General features: G+C 70.3%; 16 protein-coding genes and 1 pseudogene. 8 read left to right on the top strand and 9 right to left on the bottom strand.

The features are described 5' to 3' along the window. Positions 1 to 332 precede the first annotated feature (332 nt). The gene (locus tag A5714_RS06990; protein WP_082959610.1) at positions 333 to 569 is read left to right on the top strand and encodes a hypothetical protein; all 237 of its coding nucleotides are present in this window, start codon (positions 333 to 335) and stop codon (positions 567 to 569) included. Here the strand turns inward: A5714_RS06990 and A5714_RS06985 are convergent. Both A5714_RS06985 and A5714_RS06980 read right to left on the bottom strand, forming a co-directional pair. Then, positions 544 to 1899 (bottom strand): aspartate aminotransferase family protein, encoded by a 1356-nt coding sequence (locus A5714_RS06985; RefSeq protein ID WP_068284153.1) that lies wholly within the window; start codon positions 1897 to 1899, stop codon positions 544 to 546. The two genes, A5714_RS06990 and A5714_RS06985, sit on opposite strands and share 26 nt — an antisense overlap. A 49-nt stretch (positions 1900 to 1948) precedes the next feature. Then, a complete protein-coding gene (locus tag A5714_RS06980) occupies positions 1949 to 2782 on the bottom strand; it encodes a mycofactocin-coupled SDR family oxidoreductase (protein WP_068284139.1) in 834 nt (277 codons plus the stop codon). A 200-nt stretch (positions 2783 to 2982) separates the two neighbouring features. On the opposite strand from A5714_RS06980, the gene A5714_RS06975 reads away from it, so the two are divergent. Beyond that, complete coding sequence (locus A5714_RS06975) at positions 2983 to 3885, top strand: sigma-70 family RNA polymerase sigma factor (RefSeq protein ID WP_068284135.1); 903 nt, start codon at positions 2983 to 2985, stop codon at positions 3883 to 3885. Here A5714_RS06975 and A5714_RS06970 read toward each other — a convergent pair. The 5 genes and pseudogenes from A5714_RS06970 to sdhC all read right to left on the bottom strand — a co-directional run. Continuing rightward, positions 3871 to 4497 (bottom strand): annotated as a pseudogene (locus A5714_RS06970) (carboxymuconolactone decarboxylase family protein); the annotation flags it as partial. The gene A5714_RS06975 and the pseudogene A5714_RS06970 sit on opposite strands and share 15 nt — an antisense overlap. 42 nt (positions 4498 to 4539) lie before the next feature. After that, positions 4540 to 5340, bottom strand: a complete 801-nt coding sequence (locus tag A5714_RS06965) for a succinate dehydrogenase iron-sulfur subunit (RefSeq protein ID WP_068284128.1) — start codon at positions 5338 to 5340, stop codon at positions 4540 to 4542. After that, a complete protein-coding gene (gene sdhA, locus A5714_RS06960) occupies positions 5340 to 7094 on the bottom strand; it encodes a succinate dehydrogenase flavoprotein subunit (RefSeq protein ID WP_068072096.1) in 1755 nt (584 codons plus the stop codon). Before sdhA ends, A5714_RS06965 begins: the two co-directional genes overlap by 1 nt. 4 nt (positions 7095 to 7098) lie before the next feature. Beyond that, positions 7099 to 7569 (bottom strand): succinate dehydrogenase hydrophobic membrane anchor subunit, encoded by a 471-nt coding sequence (locus tag A5714_RS06955; protein WP_068072094.1) that lies wholly within the window; start codon positions 7567 to 7569, stop codon positions 7099 to 7101. After that, on the bottom strand, positions 7566 to 7904 hold the full coding sequence (gene sdhC / locus A5714_RS06950) for a succinate dehydrogenase, cytochrome b556 subunit (protein WP_068072090.1): 339 nt from the start codon (positions 7902 to 7904) through the stop codon (positions 7566 to 7568). The genes A5714_RS06955 and sdhC overlap by 4 nt, the downstream gene beginning before the upstream one ends. Positions 7905 to 8165: 261 nt before the next feature. On the opposite strand from sdhC, the gene A5714_RS06945 reads away from it, so the two are divergent. Genes A5714_RS06945 through A5714_RS06930 form a run of 4 tightly spaced genes read left to right on the top strand, consistent with a single transcriptional unit; the run spans position 8166 to position 12080 of the window. Beyond that, positions 8166 to 8567, top strand: a complete 402-nt coding sequence (locus tag A5714_RS06945) for a cytidine deaminase (RefSeq protein WP_068284125.1) — start codon at positions 8166 to 8168, stop codon at positions 8565 to 8567. Further along, the gene (locus tag A5714_RS06940) at positions 8564 to 9679 is read left to right on the top strand and encodes a S9 family peptidase (RefSeq protein ID WP_231975819.1); all 1116 of its coding nucleotides are present in this window, start codon (positions 8564 to 8566) and stop codon (positions 9677 to 9679) included. Before A5714_RS06945 ends, A5714_RS06940 begins: the two co-directional genes overlap by 4 nt. Positions 9680 to 9696: 17 nt before the next feature. Then, a complete protein-coding gene (locus tag A5714_RS06935) occupies positions 9697 to 10983 on the top strand; it encodes a thymidine phosphorylase (RefSeq protein WP_068284148.1) in 1287 nt (428 codons plus the stop codon). Then, positions 10980 to 12080: an adenosine deaminase gene (locus A5714_RS06930; protein WP_068072087.1), complete on the top strand. Its 1101-nt coding sequence runs from the start codon at positions 10980 to 10982 to the stop codon at positions 12078 to 12080. The genes A5714_RS06935 and A5714_RS06930 overlap by 4 nt, the downstream gene beginning before the upstream one ends. 45 nt (positions 12081 to 12125) lie before the next feature. Here the strand turns inward: A5714_RS06930 and A5714_RS06925 are convergent, their stop codons facing one another. Further along, positions 12126 to 12410, bottom strand: coding sequence for a GlsB/YeaQ/YmgE family stress response membrane protein (locus A5714_RS06925; protein WP_068072085.1), 285 nt, complete (start codon positions 12408 to 12410; stop codon positions 12126 to 12128). An 83-nt stretch (positions 12411 to 12493) separates the two neighbouring features. Continuing rightward, complete coding sequence (locus A5714_RS06920) at positions 12494 to 13153, bottom strand: GntR family transcriptional regulator (protein WP_068284122.1); 660 nt, start codon at positions 13151 to 13153, stop codon at positions 12494 to 12496. Positions 13154 to 13316: 163 nt separating this feature from the next. On the opposite strand from A5714_RS06920, the gene A5714_RS06915 reads away from it, so the two are divergent. Both A5714_RS06915 and A5714_RS06910 read left to right on the top strand, forming a co-directional pair. Next, positions 13317 to 14336 (top strand): cupin, encoded by a 1020-nt coding sequence (locus tag A5714_RS06915; RefSeq protein ID WP_068284144.1) that lies wholly within the window; start codon positions 13317 to 13319, stop codon positions 14334 to 14336. 54 nt (positions 14337 to 14390) lie between these two features. After that, positions 14391 to 15096, top strand: a 706-nt coding sequence (locus A5714_RS06910; protein WP_068284141.1) for a VWA domain-containing protein, incomplete at its 3' end; no start/stop codon positions are given.

Here is a 15096-nt window from a genome sequence, read left to right as displayed (position 1 = left end):
ATCTTGTACGGGCAGTCCGTCTGTGCGGCGTTGGGACCCGCGGCGGGTTCGGCCCGGGAGATCGCCGCGCCGACCGCCGCCGGCGCGGCGAGCACGATCAGCGCCGCTGCCAGGCACGACGTGGAACGTAAGAGGCTCATTAGTTGTGCAGAGTAGGGGATCGCCGGCCCGAATCCGGGGAGCCGCGCTGTTACTGGTGTGGCTCGTGTTGCGATGCGGTCGGCGCGCGCGGGCCGCACCCAACCCCTACACTGGCGGCTATTCCGAACAACACGTGGTGGGCCAGGCTGGCGGGCTCCCGAGGCGGCGCGGCCGAATCCGGTCCGCGGTCGCTGGGGCACCTGCTCAAGCAAGCCGAGAAGGCGACGCAGGTGCGGCGCACCGGCACCGAGCAGGTGGTGACCGAACTCGAGGCGCACCGCGCGGCCACCGGCGATCCCGAGCTGCGCTCGGCGCTGACCTGGCTGTGCAACGCGCTCACCCGCCTGACGAAAAGCTCGTCGGCGGCCCATTCCCGCGAGGTGTTGCTGGCCGCCGCCGCGGTCAGAGCCGCCGCGACTCCTCGCTGAGCACGGCCCGCAGCATCGACTCGATCGCGTCGAACTCGGCCTGCCCGCTGATCAGGGGCGGCGCCAGCTGGACGACGGAGTCACCGCGGTCGTCGGTGCGGCAGTACAGCCCGGCGTCGAACAGGGCCGGCCCGACGCGACCCAGCAGCGCGCGGCGCTCCTCGTCGCTGAACCTCTCCTTGGTCGCCTGATCCTTGACCAGCTCGATGCCGTAGAAATAGCCCTCGCCGCGCACGTCGCCCACGATCGGCAGGTCATAGAGCTTCTCCAGGGTGGCCCGAAAGGCGGGCGCCTGGTCCCGGACGTGATCGTTGAGCCCCTCGCGTTCGAAGATGTCGAGGTTGGCCAGCGCCACCGCGGCCGAAACCGGGTGTCCGCCAAAGGTATACCCGTGCGGGAACGTGGTGGCGCCGTCGTCGAACGGCTCGAACAACCTGTCGGTCGCGATCATCGCACCGATCGGTGAGTAGCCCGACGTCATGCCCTTGGCGCAGGTGATCATGTCGGGCACGTAGCCCAGGTTCCCGATCTCGCTGCTGCAGGCGAACATCGAGCCGATGCGGCCGAACGCGCAGATCACTTCGTCGGAGACCAACAACACGTCGTAGGCGTCGCAGATCTCCCGGACGCGGTCGAAATAGCCTGGGGGAGCCGGGATGCTGCCGCCGGCGTTCTGCACCGGCTCCAAGAACACGGCGGCGACGGTGTCGGGTCCCTCGAACTCGATCGCCTCGGCGATGCGGTCGGCGGCCCAGCGCCCGAAGGCTTTTGCGTCGACGTCGGCACCGGCCGAGAACGGCTCCGGCGCCCGGTATGCGTTGGTGTTGGGCACCCGGAAGCCGCCGGGCGTCACCGGTTCGAACGGCGCCTTGTATCGCGGCAACCCGGTGATCGCGAGCGCGCCCTGGGTGGTGCCGTGGTAGGCGACCGCGCGCGAAATCACCTTGTGCTTACCGGGTTTGCCGGTCAGCTTGAAGTATTGCTTGGCCAGCTTCCACGCCGTTTCCACCGCCTCGGTGCCGCCGGTGGTGAAGAAGACCCGGTTCAGGTCGCCGGGCGCGTAGCGCGCGAGGCGTTCGGCGAGCGCGATCGCGGGCGGGGTGGCGTAGCCCCACACGGGGAAGAACGCGAGCGTGCCGGCCTGCCGCGCGGCGACCTCGGCGAGTTCGGCGCGGCCGTGGCCGACCTGCACGGTGAACAGGCCCGAGAGCCCGTCGAGGTAGCTCTTGCCGCGGTCGTCGTAGATGGTGACGCCCTCGCCGCGGGTGATGATCGGGGGCGTGATGCCGGCGCCGTGCCGCGAGAAGTGCAGCCACAGGTTGTCGGTCATGGTGTCGGCCTCCTGTCGGTCACCGCCGCGAGCGTAACGGCCGCCCGGATCACCGCAGCAGGACCCCGGCATCCACGGGCAGCGTCGCGCCGGTGAGGTAGCGACCGGATGTGCCGCACAGGTACAGCATGGCCTCCGTGACGTCCTCGGGGTCCACGACCGGCACGGGCAGCAGGTTGGTGAAGGCGGCCGCGAACCCCGGATGCTCCTGGATCAAGCTTTGCACCACCTCGTTCTGGATCATCGGCGTCGCCACCCCAGTCGGGTGCACGGAATTCACGCGGACGCGGTGCTCCGCCAGGATGGTCGCGTAGTAGCGCATCAGCCCGATCACCCCGTGCTTGGCCGCCGTGTAGCCGGCCAGCCCCGGGGAGCGCATCTCGTAGTTGCGCACCATGGGCTTGAAGCCGGCCGCCGAGCTGGTGATGACGATGGCGCCGCCGTCCCCGTGGGAGAGCAGGTGCGGCAAGGCCGCCTCGATCGTGAAGTAGACGCCGTTGAGCATGACGTCGATCGCGTCGCGGAACGCGTCCACCGTCGGGTGGGCCAGGCCGACGCCCGGCGCTATGCCGGCGTTGGCGATGACGAAGTCGATGCGGCCGAGCTCGGACACGGCGTTCGCCAACACCCAGCGCAGGCGGCCGAAGTCGCGGACATCCGCGCGCTCGGCGAAGATGCGCCGCCCGGTCTTCTCCACCAGGTTGACGGTCTCGTCGAGGTCTTCCTGGGAGGCCAGGGGATAGGCGACGGTCTCGATCGGCTCGCAGATGTCCAGGGCGATGATGTCCGCGCCTTCTTCCGCGAACCGCACGGCGTGCGAACGCCCCTGGCCGCGCGCGGCGCCCGTGATGAACGCGACCTTGCCGTCGAACCTCGATGCCACGATGCCCCCTTCAGCACGCGCCCCTGCGGGCACACCGACGCCAGTGTCGATGCGGGGCACGGGCAGTGGCTTGCCGACGCACGCAGAAAACTTCGCATGACGCGCATGCCGCATCGCCCATGCGGCAGGGCCGGTGGTGGTGTGATCCGAGCCCGTCGCCGGGCGTGGGTCCCGCCGGGCCGCCGGGTTAGGCTTTGCCCATGACCTCGGCGCAGCAGGTCAACGAATTCGAAGCCCTGCGATCCCATCTCATGGCGGTCGCCTACCGCCTGACCGGCAGCGTGGCCGACGCCGAGGACATCGTGCAGGACGCCTGGCTGCGCTGGGACGGGCGCAGCGCGGACGTCACCGATCCGCGGGCGTGGCTGACCACCGTGGTCAGCCGGCTCGGCCTGGACAAGCTGCGATCGGCCGCCCACCGCCGCGAAAGCTACACCGGCGCTTGGCTTCCCGAGCCCATCGTCACCGGGCTGGACGGCGCGGACCCGTTGTCGGCCGTGGTGGCCCGCGAGGACGCGCGGTTCGTCGCGATGGTGGTGCTGGAGCGACTGACCCCGGATCAGCGCGTCGCGTTCGTGTTGCACGACGGGTTCTCGATGCCGTTCGCCGAGGTCGCCGGGGTGCTGGGAGTCAATGAACCCGCCGCCCGCCAGCTGGCGTCACGGGCCCGCAAAGCCGTCGCCGCGCAGCCGCCGCCCGCCCGCGATGCGAGTCACGACGAGGTGGTGGGCCGGCTGCTGGCCGCGATGGCCGCGGGCGACGTGGACGCCGTGGTGGCGCTGCTGCATCCGGACGTCACCCTGACCGGGGACGCGAACGGCAAGGCGCCCACCGCGATCAACGTCATCCGCGGGGCGGACAAGGTGGTGCGGTTCCTGTTCGGCCTCGCCCGACGGTACGGACCGGCCGTGTTCGCGTCCTACCAGCTGGGGCTGGTCAACGGGGAACTGGGCGGCTACACCGCGGGCATGCCCGCCGCCGACGGGCACCGCGAACTGATGCCGCGGATCATGGCCCTGACGGTGCGCGACGGAAAGGTCAGCGCCCTGTGGGACGTCGCCAATCCGGACAAGTTCACCGGGTCTCCGCTACGGCCCCGCTAGCTCGCTTGCCCACGGGACGCGGCACGCGTCCCCGGAACTGAAGCCCTGCTCGGTGATGCCCAACGCGGTGTTCATCCGCGCCCGCATGTTCTCTACCCCGATCTGATAGGTCAGCTCGAACACCCCGGCGTCCCCGAACCGGGCCCGCAGGTCGGCGACCTGCTCGTCGGTGACGGTGTGCGGGTCGGTGGTCATCGCGTCGGCGTAGGCGATGGCCGCGCGTTCGTCGTCGGTGAACGCCGGTGAACCGGCGTAGTCGTCGATCTCCTTGAGCCGCTTGATGTCCAGGCCGTCGAGGCGCTGCAGCATGGCACCGAAGTCGACGCACCACGAACAGCCGATCGCGCGGGCCGTCCAGTAGACAGCGAGCTCACGCACCCCGGCGGGCAGCGCGGTGCAAGCCCGGTCCAGCATCGTCTCGTGCACCGCCCCGGCGATCAGCAGTCCGCGATGGTGCGCGGCGACGGTGAAGGGTTCGGGAACCTGGCCGTAGCGGCGTTTGGCGATCCGGTACAGGGCCCGGGTGAGCAACGGCGCGCGGTGGGGTGGCAGGGGCGCAAGGCGGGTTTTCTGGGTCATGCGCTCTAGACGAGCCGGACCGCGCAAACGTGACGGCCGCTTCGACGGAGCTGGCGGGGCCCCGGTCATCCCCGCTCAGCGCGAGAACAGCGTGGCCCGCTTGACCTCTTGGATCGCCTTGGTGATCTGGATGCCGCGCGGGCAGGCGTCGGTGCAGTTGAACGTGGTGCGGCAGCGCCACACGCCGTCGACCTCGTTGAGGATGTCGAGGCGCTCGGCGGCGGCCTCGTCGCGGCTGTCGAAGATGAAGCGGTGCGCGTTGACGATCGCCGCCGGGCCGTAGTAGCTGCCCTCGTGCCAGAAGATCGGGCAGCTGGTGGTGCAGGCCGCGCACAGGATGCACTTGGTGGTGTCGTCGTAGCGGGCGCGGTCGGTGGGGCTTTGAATGCGTTCGCGCGTCGGGGGATTGCCGGAGGTGATCAGGTAAGGCTTGACCGCCCGGTAGGCGTCGAAGAACGGTTCCATGTCGACGACGAGGTCCTTCTCCACGGGCAGCCCGCGGATGGGCTCGACCGTGATGGTCAGCGACTTCCCCGCCTTCTTGGGCAACAGGTCACGCATCAGCACCTTGCACGCCAGCCGGTTGACGCCGTTGATGCGCATGGCGTCCGACCCGCAGACGCCGTGCGCGCAGGATCGCCGGAAGGTCAGCGTCCCGTCCAGGTAGCTCTTGATGTAGATCAGCAGATTGAGCATCCGGTCGCTGGGCAGGCACGGCACCCGAAAGCTTTGCCAGCCACCGGTTTCCGCGTACGCGTCGGGTTGGTCCGGGTTGAAACGGGCGATCTTGACGGTCACCAACACCGCCTCGTCCGGAATCGGCGGCAAGGGCGGTTCGATGGTTTCGACCTCGGGTTCGGCAGACTCGACGCTCATCAGTATTTCCGTTCCTTGGGTTCGTAGCGGGTCTGCACCACGGGCTTGAAGTCCAGCGCGATGTCGCTCAGCAGGTCGGTGCCCTGCTTGTAGGCCATGGTGTGCCGCATGTAGTTGACGTCGTCGCGGTTCGGGTAGTCCTCGCGGGCGTGGCCGCCGCGGGACTCCTTGCGGTTCAGGGCGCCGACGACGGTGACCTCGGCCAACTCCAGCAGGAAGCCCAGCTCAATGGCCTCCAGCAGGTCGCTGTTGTACCGCTTTCCCTTGTCGTGCACGGAAATTCGGGAGTAACGCTCCTTGAGGGCGTGAATGTCGGTGAGCGCCTGCTTCAGCGTCTCCTCGGTGCGGAACACCGCCGCGTTGTTGTCCATCGACTGCTGCAGGGCGCCGCGGATGTCGGCGACGCGCTCGTTGCCGTGCTCGGAGAGGATGTCGGCCACCCAGCCCACCACCATCGCGGCGGGGTCGGGGGGCATGTCGACGAAGTCGTGCCCGTCGGCGTAGTCCGCCGCGGCGATGCCGGCGCGGCGGCCGAACACGTTGATGTCCAACAGCGAGTTGGTGCCCAACCGGTTGGCGCCGTGCACCGACACGCACGCGCACTCGCCGGCCGCGTACAGGCCGGGCACCGTGGAGGTGTTGTCCCGCAACACCTGACCGGTCACGGTGGTGGGGATGCCGCCCATCACGTAGTGGCACGTCGGGTACACCGGCACCAGCTCCTTGACCGGGTCCACGCCCAGGTAGGTGCGGGCGAACTCGGTGATGTCGGGCAGCTTGGCCTCCAGCACGTCCTCGCCCAGGTGCCGGACGTCGATGTAGACGTAGTCCTTGTGCGGCCCCGCGCCGCGGCCCTCCAGCACCTCCAAAACCATTGAGCGAGCGACGATGTCGCGCGGCGCCAGGTCGACGATCGTCGGGGCGTAGCGCTCCATGAAGCGCTCGCCCTCGCCGTTGAGCAACCGGCCGCCCTCGCCGCGCACCGCCTCGGAGATCAGGATGCCCAGCCCGGCCAGGCCGGTGGGGTGGAACTGGTGAAATTCCATGTCCTCCAAGGGGAGTCCCTTGCGGAAGACGATGCCGATGCCGTCACCGGTAAGGGTGTGGGCGTTGGAGGTGGTCTTGTACATCCGGCCCGACCCGCCGGTCGCCAGCACCACGGCCTTGGCGTGGAAGACGTGGATGGCCCCGGTGGCCAGCTCATAGGCGACCACGCCGGTGGCCACCGGGCCGCTGGGGGTCTGGGTGAGCACCAGGTCAAGCGCGTAGAACTCGTTGAAGAACTGCACGTCATGCTTGACGCAGTTCTGGTACAGCGTCTGCAGGATCATGTGGCCGGTGCGGTCGGCGGCGTAGCAGGCCCGGCGCACCGGGGCCTTGCCGTGGTCGCGGGTGTGGCCGCCGAAGCGGCGCTGGTCGATGCGGCCCTCCGGGGTGCGGTTGAACGGCATTCCCATCTTTTCCAGGTCGAGCACCGCGTCGATGGCTTCCTTGCACATGATCTCGACCGCGTCCTGGTCGGCCAGGTAGTCGCCGCCCTTCACGGTGTCGAAGGTGTGCCATTCCCAGTTGTCTTCTTCGACGTTGGCCAACGCCGCACACATGCCGCCCTGCGCGGCGCCGGTGTGGCTGCGGGTGGGGTAGAGCTTGGTCAGCACCGCGGTGCGGGCCCGCGGGCCCGCCTCCACCGCGGCCCGCATGCCCGCGCCGCCCGCGCCGACGATCACCACGTCGTACCGGTGTTGCTGGATCATCGGGTCACCCTCCGATATTCGGGTCGAACGTCAACAGCACGTAGGTGCCCAGCACCAGGGTGAACCCCATCGACAGCAACAGCAGGCTGTTCAGCCAGAACCGGGTGCTGTCCTTGCGGCTGTAGTCGTCGATGATCGTGCGCAGGCCGTTGCCGCCGTGCAGCTGGGCCAGCCACAGCAGCGCCAGGTCCCAGAATTGCCAGAACGGCGACGCCCACCGCTGCGCCACGTAGTTGAAGTCGATGCGGTACACCCCGCGGTCCCACATCAGCATGATGAACAGGTGGCCCAGCGCCAGGAAGAGCAGCGCTATCCCGGAGAACCGCATGAACAGCCACGCGAATTTCTCGAAGTTGGGGATGCCGGCGCGGCGGCGCGGCGAGCGGGGGTTGTCCAGGCTGGCGGGCCGGTCGTGGCTGCGCTGGCGGACCGGGGCGATCTCGCCGCGGCCGAGCTGAAGGTCGGGGCTGCTCATCGGAAGTGGTCCATCATGTGGATGACGGTCACCACGCCGGCGGGCACCATCAGCAGCAGGAACACGACGCCGACGAGCCAGAACATCAGCCGCTGGTAGCGCGGGCCCTCCGACCAGAAGTCGATGAGGATGACCCGGATGCCGTTCAGGCCGTGGAAGAGCACCGCGGCGACCAGCCCGTACTCCATGAGGCCGACCACCGGCGTCTGGTAGTCGTGGATCACCGCGTTGTAGGTCTGCGGGCTCACCCGCAGCATCGCCGCGTCCAGCACGTGGACGAACAGGAAGAAGAAGATCGTCGCGCCGCTGATGCGGTGCAGCACCCACGACCACATACCGGGATCGCCCCGGTACAGGGTTCGTGGCGGCCGCCGCTTGCGCGTGTTGGACGTCTGTGCCGCCGACTCGGAAGTTGCCGGTTCCGCGGCGCTCGCTTGCGTGGTCACCCCAGTCCTCACCGCCTTCATGGACATTTGGCCGGGCAGTTGAGCTTATCTCGATCAGGGCCCTGTTTGCGCCGGGCGGGCCGTGCTGCGAAGTGCCGGTTCGGGCTAGGGTGACTGTGCACTGTGGCCATCGTCGAGCGGGGTTGCGCTATGCCGGAGATCGACTGGGAAACGTTGCGGCACAAGGCCATACGCGCTTCTAAGGGGGCCTACGCGCCCTACTCCGAGTTCCCCGTCGGGGCCGCCGCGCTGGTCGACGACGGCCGCGTGGTGACGGGCTGCAATGTGGAGAACATCTCATATGGTCTTGGTCTCTGTGCCGAGTGCGGGGTGGTGAGCGCCCTGCACGCCTCCGGCGGCGGCCGGCTGACCGCGCTGGCCTGCGTCGACGGCCGCGGGGCGGCCCTGATGCCGTGCGGGCGGTGCCGCCAGCTGCTCCTCGAGCACGGCGGTCCCGGCCTGCTCATCGACCACCCGGCGGGGCCGCGCCGCCTCGACGAGCTGCTGCCCGAGGCGTTCGGGCCCGCCGACGTGGAGCGGGGACGCCGATGAGCGCCGGCCGGGGCTGGACCGGATTGCTGGCCGGGGTCCTGGTCGCGGCCGGGTTCGGCACGGCGGGCTGCGCGGCGAAGGCGCCGACCGCGAGGCCCACGTCGCCGGCCCCGTCGCCGTCCACGTCGCCGGGGCAGGCCAGCTGGGTGGACGACGCCGTCTCCTTCTCGGCGGCGGACATGACGGTCTACGGCACCTTTCGGCACCCCGCGGGGCCGGGGGCCGTGCCGGCGGCGCTGCTGATCGCCGGCAGCGGGCCGACCGACCGCAACGGTGACTCGGCGCTGCTGCCGGGGCACGCGGACACGCTGCGCAACCTCGCGCAGGCCCTGGCCGCCGACGGCGTCGCCACCCTGCGGTACGACAAGCTCGGCACCGGCCAGACCGGCTTGGGCCCCTACGCGGCGAACCCGGCGCAGGTCGACATCAGCGCGTTCCAGGGCGAGGCGACCGCGGCGCTGCAGTTCCTGGCCGGGCAGGCCGGCATCGACCGCACCCGCCTGCTGGTGATCGGGCACAGCGAGGGCGCCCTGTACGCGCTGACGCTGGCGACCGCCGCGCCCGGGGTCGTCCCGCCGGTGCGGGCCGTCGGCCTGCTGGAGCCGGCGAGCCGCCGCATTCTCGACGAGGTGTCCGAGCAGGCCCACGCCCAGGCCGAGGCGGGTGTACGGGCCGGTCGGCTCACCCCCGCGCAGGCCGCCGAGAGCACCGCGGCGATCGATAAGGCGATCGGAGAGTTCCGCGACACCGGCCAGGTCCCACGGGACGAGCCGCCGGGGCTGCGACCGATCATCAACGCCGCCAACGCGCGGGCTCTGGCCGAGGAAGACGCCCTGGACCCGGCGGCGTTGGCCGCCAAGGTGCCCCGCGGCACGCCGGTGTTTCTCACCTGCAGCGACGCCGACCGCCAGATCCCGTGTTCGGACGTCGACCTCGTGCTGGCCGGGCTGTCCGGCGCGGGGGCCAAGGTCGACTACGTCCACCTCACCGGCGTCGATCACGTCCTCAAGCAGGACCCCGGCGGAACCGACTACGGCAATCCGCTGCCGTTCTCCGCCCAACTGGTCGGCGCGCTCGCGTCGTTCGTCCGCGAGAACGTGACGACACCCTGAGCACCCAGGTGAACCCCGTGACCGAGCCGGCATTCGACGCGCCCACCGTGATCAGGACCAAACGCGACGGCGGCCGGTTGTCCGACGCCGCGATCGACTGGGTGATCGACGCGTACACCCACGGGCGGGTGGCGGAGGAACAGATGGCCGCGCTCCTGATGGCGATCGTGTGGCGCGGCCTGGACGCCGCCGAGACCGCCCGCTGGACGGCCGCGATGCTGGCCTCGGGGCAGCGGCTGGACTTCACCGGCCTGGGGTTGCCGACCGTGGACAAACACTCCACCGGCGGGGTGGGCGACAAGATCACGCTGCCGCTGGTGCCCGTCGTCGCCGCCTGCGGGGCGGCGGTGCCCCAAGCCTCCGGCCGGGGCCTCGGGCACACCGGCGGCACGCTGGACAAGCTGGACTCCATCGCCGGGTTCGGCGCGGCGCTGTCCAGCGGGCGGGTGCGGGCGCAGCTGCGCGACGTCGGCGCCGCGATTTTCGCCGCGGGCGACCTGGCCCCCGCCGACGCGAAGCTGTACGCCCTGCGTGACATCACGGCCACCGTCGAGGCCTTGCCGCTGATCGCCAGCTCGGTGATGAGCAAGAAGCTTGTCGAGGGCGCCGGCGCGCTGGTGCTCGACGTCAAGGTCGGCTCCGGGGCGTTCCTGGCGTCGGAAGCCCAGAGCCGCGAGCTGGCGCACACCATGGTGGGCCTGGGCGCCGCCCACGGGGTGCCCACCCGCGCGCTGCTGACGGACATGAACCGGCCGCTGGGCCGCGCCGTGGGCAATGCCCTCGAGGTCGCCGAGGCGCTCGAGGTGCTGGCCGGCGGCGGGCCGCCCGACGTGGTCGAGCTGACCTTGCGGCTCGCCGAAGAGATGCTCGACCTCGCCGGGATCGACGGCCGCGACCCCGCCGACACGCTGCGCGACGGCAGCGCGATGGACCGATTCCGCCGGCTCGTCGAAGCCCAGGGTGGTGACCTGTCGGTGCCGCTGCCGCTCGGTCGGCATGCCGAGACGGTGACCGCGGACCGGGGCGGCACAATGGGCGACATCGACGCGATGGCGGTGGGTCTGGCGGCCTGGCGGCTCGGCGCGGGACGCACCCGCCCGGGTGACCGGGTGCAGGCGGGTGCCGGCGTCAGGATGCACCGCCGCCCGGGTGACCCGGTCGCCGCCGGCGAGCCGCTGTTCACCCTCTATACCGACACCCCGGAGCGTTTCGGTGCCGCGCTGGCGGAGCTCTCCGGTGGCTGGACCGTTGCTGCCGCGCCGCCGGTGGCGCGGCCGCTGATCATCGATCGGATCACCACGTGACGACGCAGCTGGACCTCGCACAGATTGCCAAGGCGCCCAAGGCGTTACTGCACGACCACCTCGACGGCGGGTTGCGCCCGTCGACGGTGGTCGACATCGCCGGCCAGACCGGCTACGACGGGCTGCCCACCAACGACGTGGACGAGCTGGCGACCTGGTTTCGCACCCGGTCGCACAGCGGCTCGCTGGAGCGCTACCTGGAGCCGTTCTCGCACACCGTGGCGGTGATGCAGACGCCCGAGGCGCTGCACCGCGTCGCCTTCGAATGCGTGGAAGACCTGGCCGGCGATTCGGTGGTCTACGCGGAGGTGCGCTTCGCGCCCGAGTTGCACATCGACCGCGGCCTGTCCTTCGACGAGATCGTCGAGGCGGTGCTCGCCGGGTTCGCCGACGGGGAGCGGGCCTGCGCGGCCGCGGGCCGCCCGATCGTGGTCCGCCTGCTGGTGACCGCGATGCGGCACGCCGCGGTGTCGCGCGAGATCGCCGAGCTGGCGATCCGGTTCCGGGACAAGGGCGTGGTGGGGTTCGACATCGCCGGCGCCGAGGCGGGCAACCCGCCCACCCGGCACCTGGACGCGTTTGAATACATGCGAGACCACAACGCGCGCTTCACGATTCATGCCGGTGAGGCTTTCGGGCTGCCTTCTATCCACGAGGCGATCGCGTTCTGTGGCGCCGACCGGCTGGGGCACGGGGTGCGCATCGTCGACGACATCGAGGTGCTCGACGGGGGCGGCGGGGCCGGGCAGATCCGGCTGGGCCGGCTCGCGGCGATCTTGCGGGACAAGCGGATTCCGCTGGAATTGTGCCCGAGTTCGAATGTGCAGACCGGCGCGGTCAACAGCATCGCGGAGCACCCGTTCGACCTGCTGGCCCGCGCCCGGTTCCGGGTGACGGTCAACACCGACAACCGGTTGATGAGCGACACCACCATGAGCCGCGAAATGCACCGGCTGGTACAGGCTTTCGGCTACGGGTGGAGCGATCTGGAGCGGTTCACCATCAATGCGATGAAGTCCGCGTTCATTCCGTTCGACGAGCGGCTGGCGATCATCGATGAGGTGATCAAGCCGCGGTACGCAGTACTGATTGGCTGACGCCGCCCACCCGTAACAGGGTGGGCGGCGCCGCTTTCGGGCAGGTTAGCGGGGCAACCGGGTGCCGGTGCGGCGACCCGTCACCGCCTCGTAGACGGCGATGAGGACGGCGGCCACCGCGACTCCGATGAAGAACGGAATCCAGGCGATGCCACCGTTGGCGTTCTGGTAACCGAAGTGGGCGGCCAGCCAGGAGCCCACCAAACCGCCGATCGCCCCGAGGACGACTGTCATCACCATGCCGACGTTCTGGCGGCCAGGCATCACGAGGCGGGCGACCACACCGATGATCGCGCCAACCACAACGGCGAGGATTACGGATCCGATCATTTTGCGACTCCTGTTGTAGCGGCTCCCGGAGTGGGCGCCATCTGAGGAGGGGATTTCCCGAATCCGGCGACTTGTAACATTTTTCAGTCGACGGCGAGCCCGATGGCCCGCACCGTGCTCGCCAGGTGCGTCCGCACGGCGCGCGCGGCCCGCTCGCCGTCCGCGTCGCGCACCGCCTCCGCGATCTCGCGGTGCTCGTCGAGGATCGTCGTCACCCGCCGCGGGTCGCGCAGCGCCGATTCCCCGATCATCCGCATCTGCCGATCCCGCAGGGACGCATAGAAACCCGACAGGATGGCGTTCGCCGACTCCTGCAGGGTGATCGCGTGGAAGGCGCGGTCGGAGTCCAGGAACTGCGGCCAGTCGGCGGCCGCCGCGGCGTCGCGCTGCCGGTCCAGTTCGCCCGCGAGCCGCTCGAACACCGCCGCGCACGCGGCCGGGCCGCGGCCCACCACCTTGGCGGCGGCGAACTGCTCCAGCACCAGCCGCGCCTCGATGACCGAGCGCACCTCGTCGGGGGAGACCGGCACCACCAGCGCGCCGCGTTGCGGGTAGAGCCGCAGCAGGCCCTCGGCCTCCAGCCGCAGGAACGCCTCGCGCACGGGCGTGCGGGACATGCCGAGCGCCGCGGCCACGTCGCCCTCGCTGATCAGCTCCCCGCCGGGGAACGCGCCGGTGAGCACCCGCGCCTTGACGTACGCGAGCGCGCGGTCCTTGGCCGTGCCCGGCCCGTCCGTTGCCACAAGTCGTCCTCTGGTAGCTCAGTCGTATCTCAACCGTGGCTGACCGTACACCGCGACGGCGTAATTTGGGCCGACGCGAACCCGGTTGACGCTGAGATACAAGTTGGATACGATAAAAACACAAGATGCCCGAGCCGGAAAGTGAGGCGGCCCCATGACCACCATGCAGCAGTCACTGATCCCGAACCTGGACCCGACGATCCCCGCGCCCGCGGTGAATGTGGCGGAGTACGGTTTCGAGGGCCGCTTCGAGGAGTGGGCCGACGACGCCCAGTATTTCGAGTACTCCAAGGCGGCCAACCCGATCGGCTCGGGGCACACCCCGCAGGTGCCGGTCACCAAGTTCGGCCCGGAGCTCTACCGCGACCAGCCGACCGGTGTCATCCCCCTGGATCTGTCCGCCGACCTCGGCATCACCACCGGCGCGGCGACCAGCCCGGCGCTGCTGGCCAACTTCGTGCGGATCCGTGCCGGCGAGCAGGTCCACACCAGCCCGAACGCCACGTCGCAGCTCTACTACGTGCTGCACGGCCGCGGCTTCGCGGCGGTGAACGGGCGGCTGGTCGGCTGGGAGAAGGGTGACTTCCTGACCCTGCCCGCCGGCAGCGAGACGGTGTTCTACGGCGCCGCCGACGCGACCATGTACTGGGTGCACGACGAGCCGCTGATGCGCTACCTCGGCACCCGCGCCGACGAGCCGCGGTTCCGCGCCACCAAGTTCCGCCGGTCCGACGCGGTGGCCAAGCTCGAGGAGATCGCCGCGCGGCCCGGCGCCAACGAGAAGAGCCGCGTCAGCGTCCTGCTGGCCAACGCCGACCAGGAGCAGACCCTGACCATCACCCACGTGCTGTGGGCGATGTTCGGCGTGCTGCCGCCCAACCAGGTCCAACGCCCGCACCGCCACCAGTCCGTCGCGCTCGACCTCATCCTGGACGCGCCGTCGACCGGCTGCTACTCCCTGCTGGGCACCCGGCTGGACGAGCACGGCGACATCGTCAACCCCACCCGGGTGGACTGGCAGGCCGGTTGCGCGTTCACCACCCCGCCGGGGATGTGGCACGCCCACTACAACGAGACCGACCAGCCGGCGCACTTGATCCCGATCCAGGACGCCGGGCTGCAGACCCACCTGCGCAGCCTGGACATCAAGTTCACCCAGCGCCGCGACCTCGTCGCCGGGTAACCCCGGCGGCGGGGGCGGTGCGGGGCACATCGTCGACGCCTAGTGTGGCTGGGCATGAAGGTGCCCCTGCTGGGTCCGGTGTCGCTGACCGGGTTCGCCAACCCGTGGTTCTTCCTGTTCCTGTTGGCCGTGCTGCTGGTGGTGGGGCTTTACGTCGTCCTGCAATTCGCCCGGCGCCGCCGGGTGCTGCGGTTCGCCAACATGGAGGTGCTCGAGCGGGTCGCCCCGGCCCGGCGCAGCCGGTGGCGGCACCTGCCGACCGTCCTGCTGGCCACGTCGCTGGTGCTGCTGACCACGGCCATGGCCGGGCCGACGTCCGACATCCGGATCCCGCTGAACCGGGCGGTCGTGATGCTGGTGATCGACGTGTCGCAATCCATGCGGGCGACCGACGTGCCGCCCAACCGGCTCAAGGCCGCCGAGGAAGCGGCCACCCAGTTCGCCGGCCAGTTGACGCCCGGCGTCAACCTGGGGCTGGTGGCGTTCTCCGGGACGCCGTATCTGCTGGTCCCGCCGACGCCCCAACACCAGGCGACCATCGAGGCGCTGAAGAAGCTGGACTTCGCGGACAGCACGGCCACCGGCGAGGCCATTTTCACCGCCCTGCACGCGATCAGCGCCACCGCGGTGGTCGGCGGCGACAAGCCGCCACCCGCCCGCATCGTGCTGCTCTCCGACGGCGGCGAGAACCGACCGTCGAACCCCAGCGACCCGCACGACGGGGTGTTCACCGCCGCGCGGCTGGCCAAGGACGAGGGCG

It is taken from the genome of Mycobacterium sp. E2462 (assembly GCF_001672685.1).
In the GTDB taxonomy this organism is placed as follows: domain Bacteria; phylum Actinomycetota; class Actinomycetes; order Mycobacteriales; family Mycobacteriaceae; genus Mycobacterium.
This window is presented reverse-complemented; position numbering and strand designations above follow the sequence as displayed.

What these genes read in the sequence shown, in the direction of transcription:
- A5714_RS06985 (WP_068284153.1), bottom strand. Translation starts at nt 1,899, where the DNA reads ATGACCGACAACCTGTGGCTGCACTTCTCGCGGCACGGCGCCGGCATC.
- A5714_RS06975 (WP_068284135.1), top strand. Translation starts at nt 2,983, where the DNA reads ATGACCTCGGCGCAGCAGGTCAACGAATTCGAAGCCCTGCGATCCCAT.
- A5714_RS06965 (WP_068284128.1), bottom strand. Translation starts at nt 5,340, where the DNA reads ATGAGCGTCGAGTCTGCCGAACCCGAGGTCGAAACCATCGAACCGCCC.
- sdhA (WP_068072096.1), bottom strand. Translation starts at nt 7,094, where the DNA reads ATGATCCAGCAACACCGGTACGACGTGGTGATCGTCGGCGCGGGCGGC.
- A5714_RS06955 (WP_068072094.1), bottom strand. Translation starts at nt 7,569, where the DNA reads ATGAGCAGCCCCGACCTTCAGCTCGGCCGCGGCGAGATCGCCCCGGTC.
- sdhC (WP_068072090.1), bottom strand. Translation starts at nt 7,904, where the DNA reads ATGTGGTCGTGGGTGCTGCACCGCATCAGCGGCGCGACGATCTTCTTC.
- A5714_RS06945 (WP_068284125.1), top strand. Translation starts at nt 8,166, where the DNA reads ATGCCGGAGATCGACTGGGAAACGTTGCGGCACAAGGCCATACGCGCT.
- A5714_RS06940 (WP_231975819.1), top strand. Translation starts at nt 8,564, where the DNA reads ATGAGCGCCGGCCGGGGCTGGACCGGATTGCTGGCCGGGGTCCTGGTC.
- A5714_RS06925 (WP_068072085.1), bottom strand. Translation starts at nt 12,410, where the DNA reads ATGATCGGATCCGTAATCCTCGCCGTTGTGGTTGGCGCGATCATCGGT.
- A5714_RS06915 (WP_068284144.1), top strand. Translation starts at nt 13,317, where the DNA reads ATGCAGCAGTCACTGATCCCGAACCTGGACCCGACGATCCCCGCGCCC.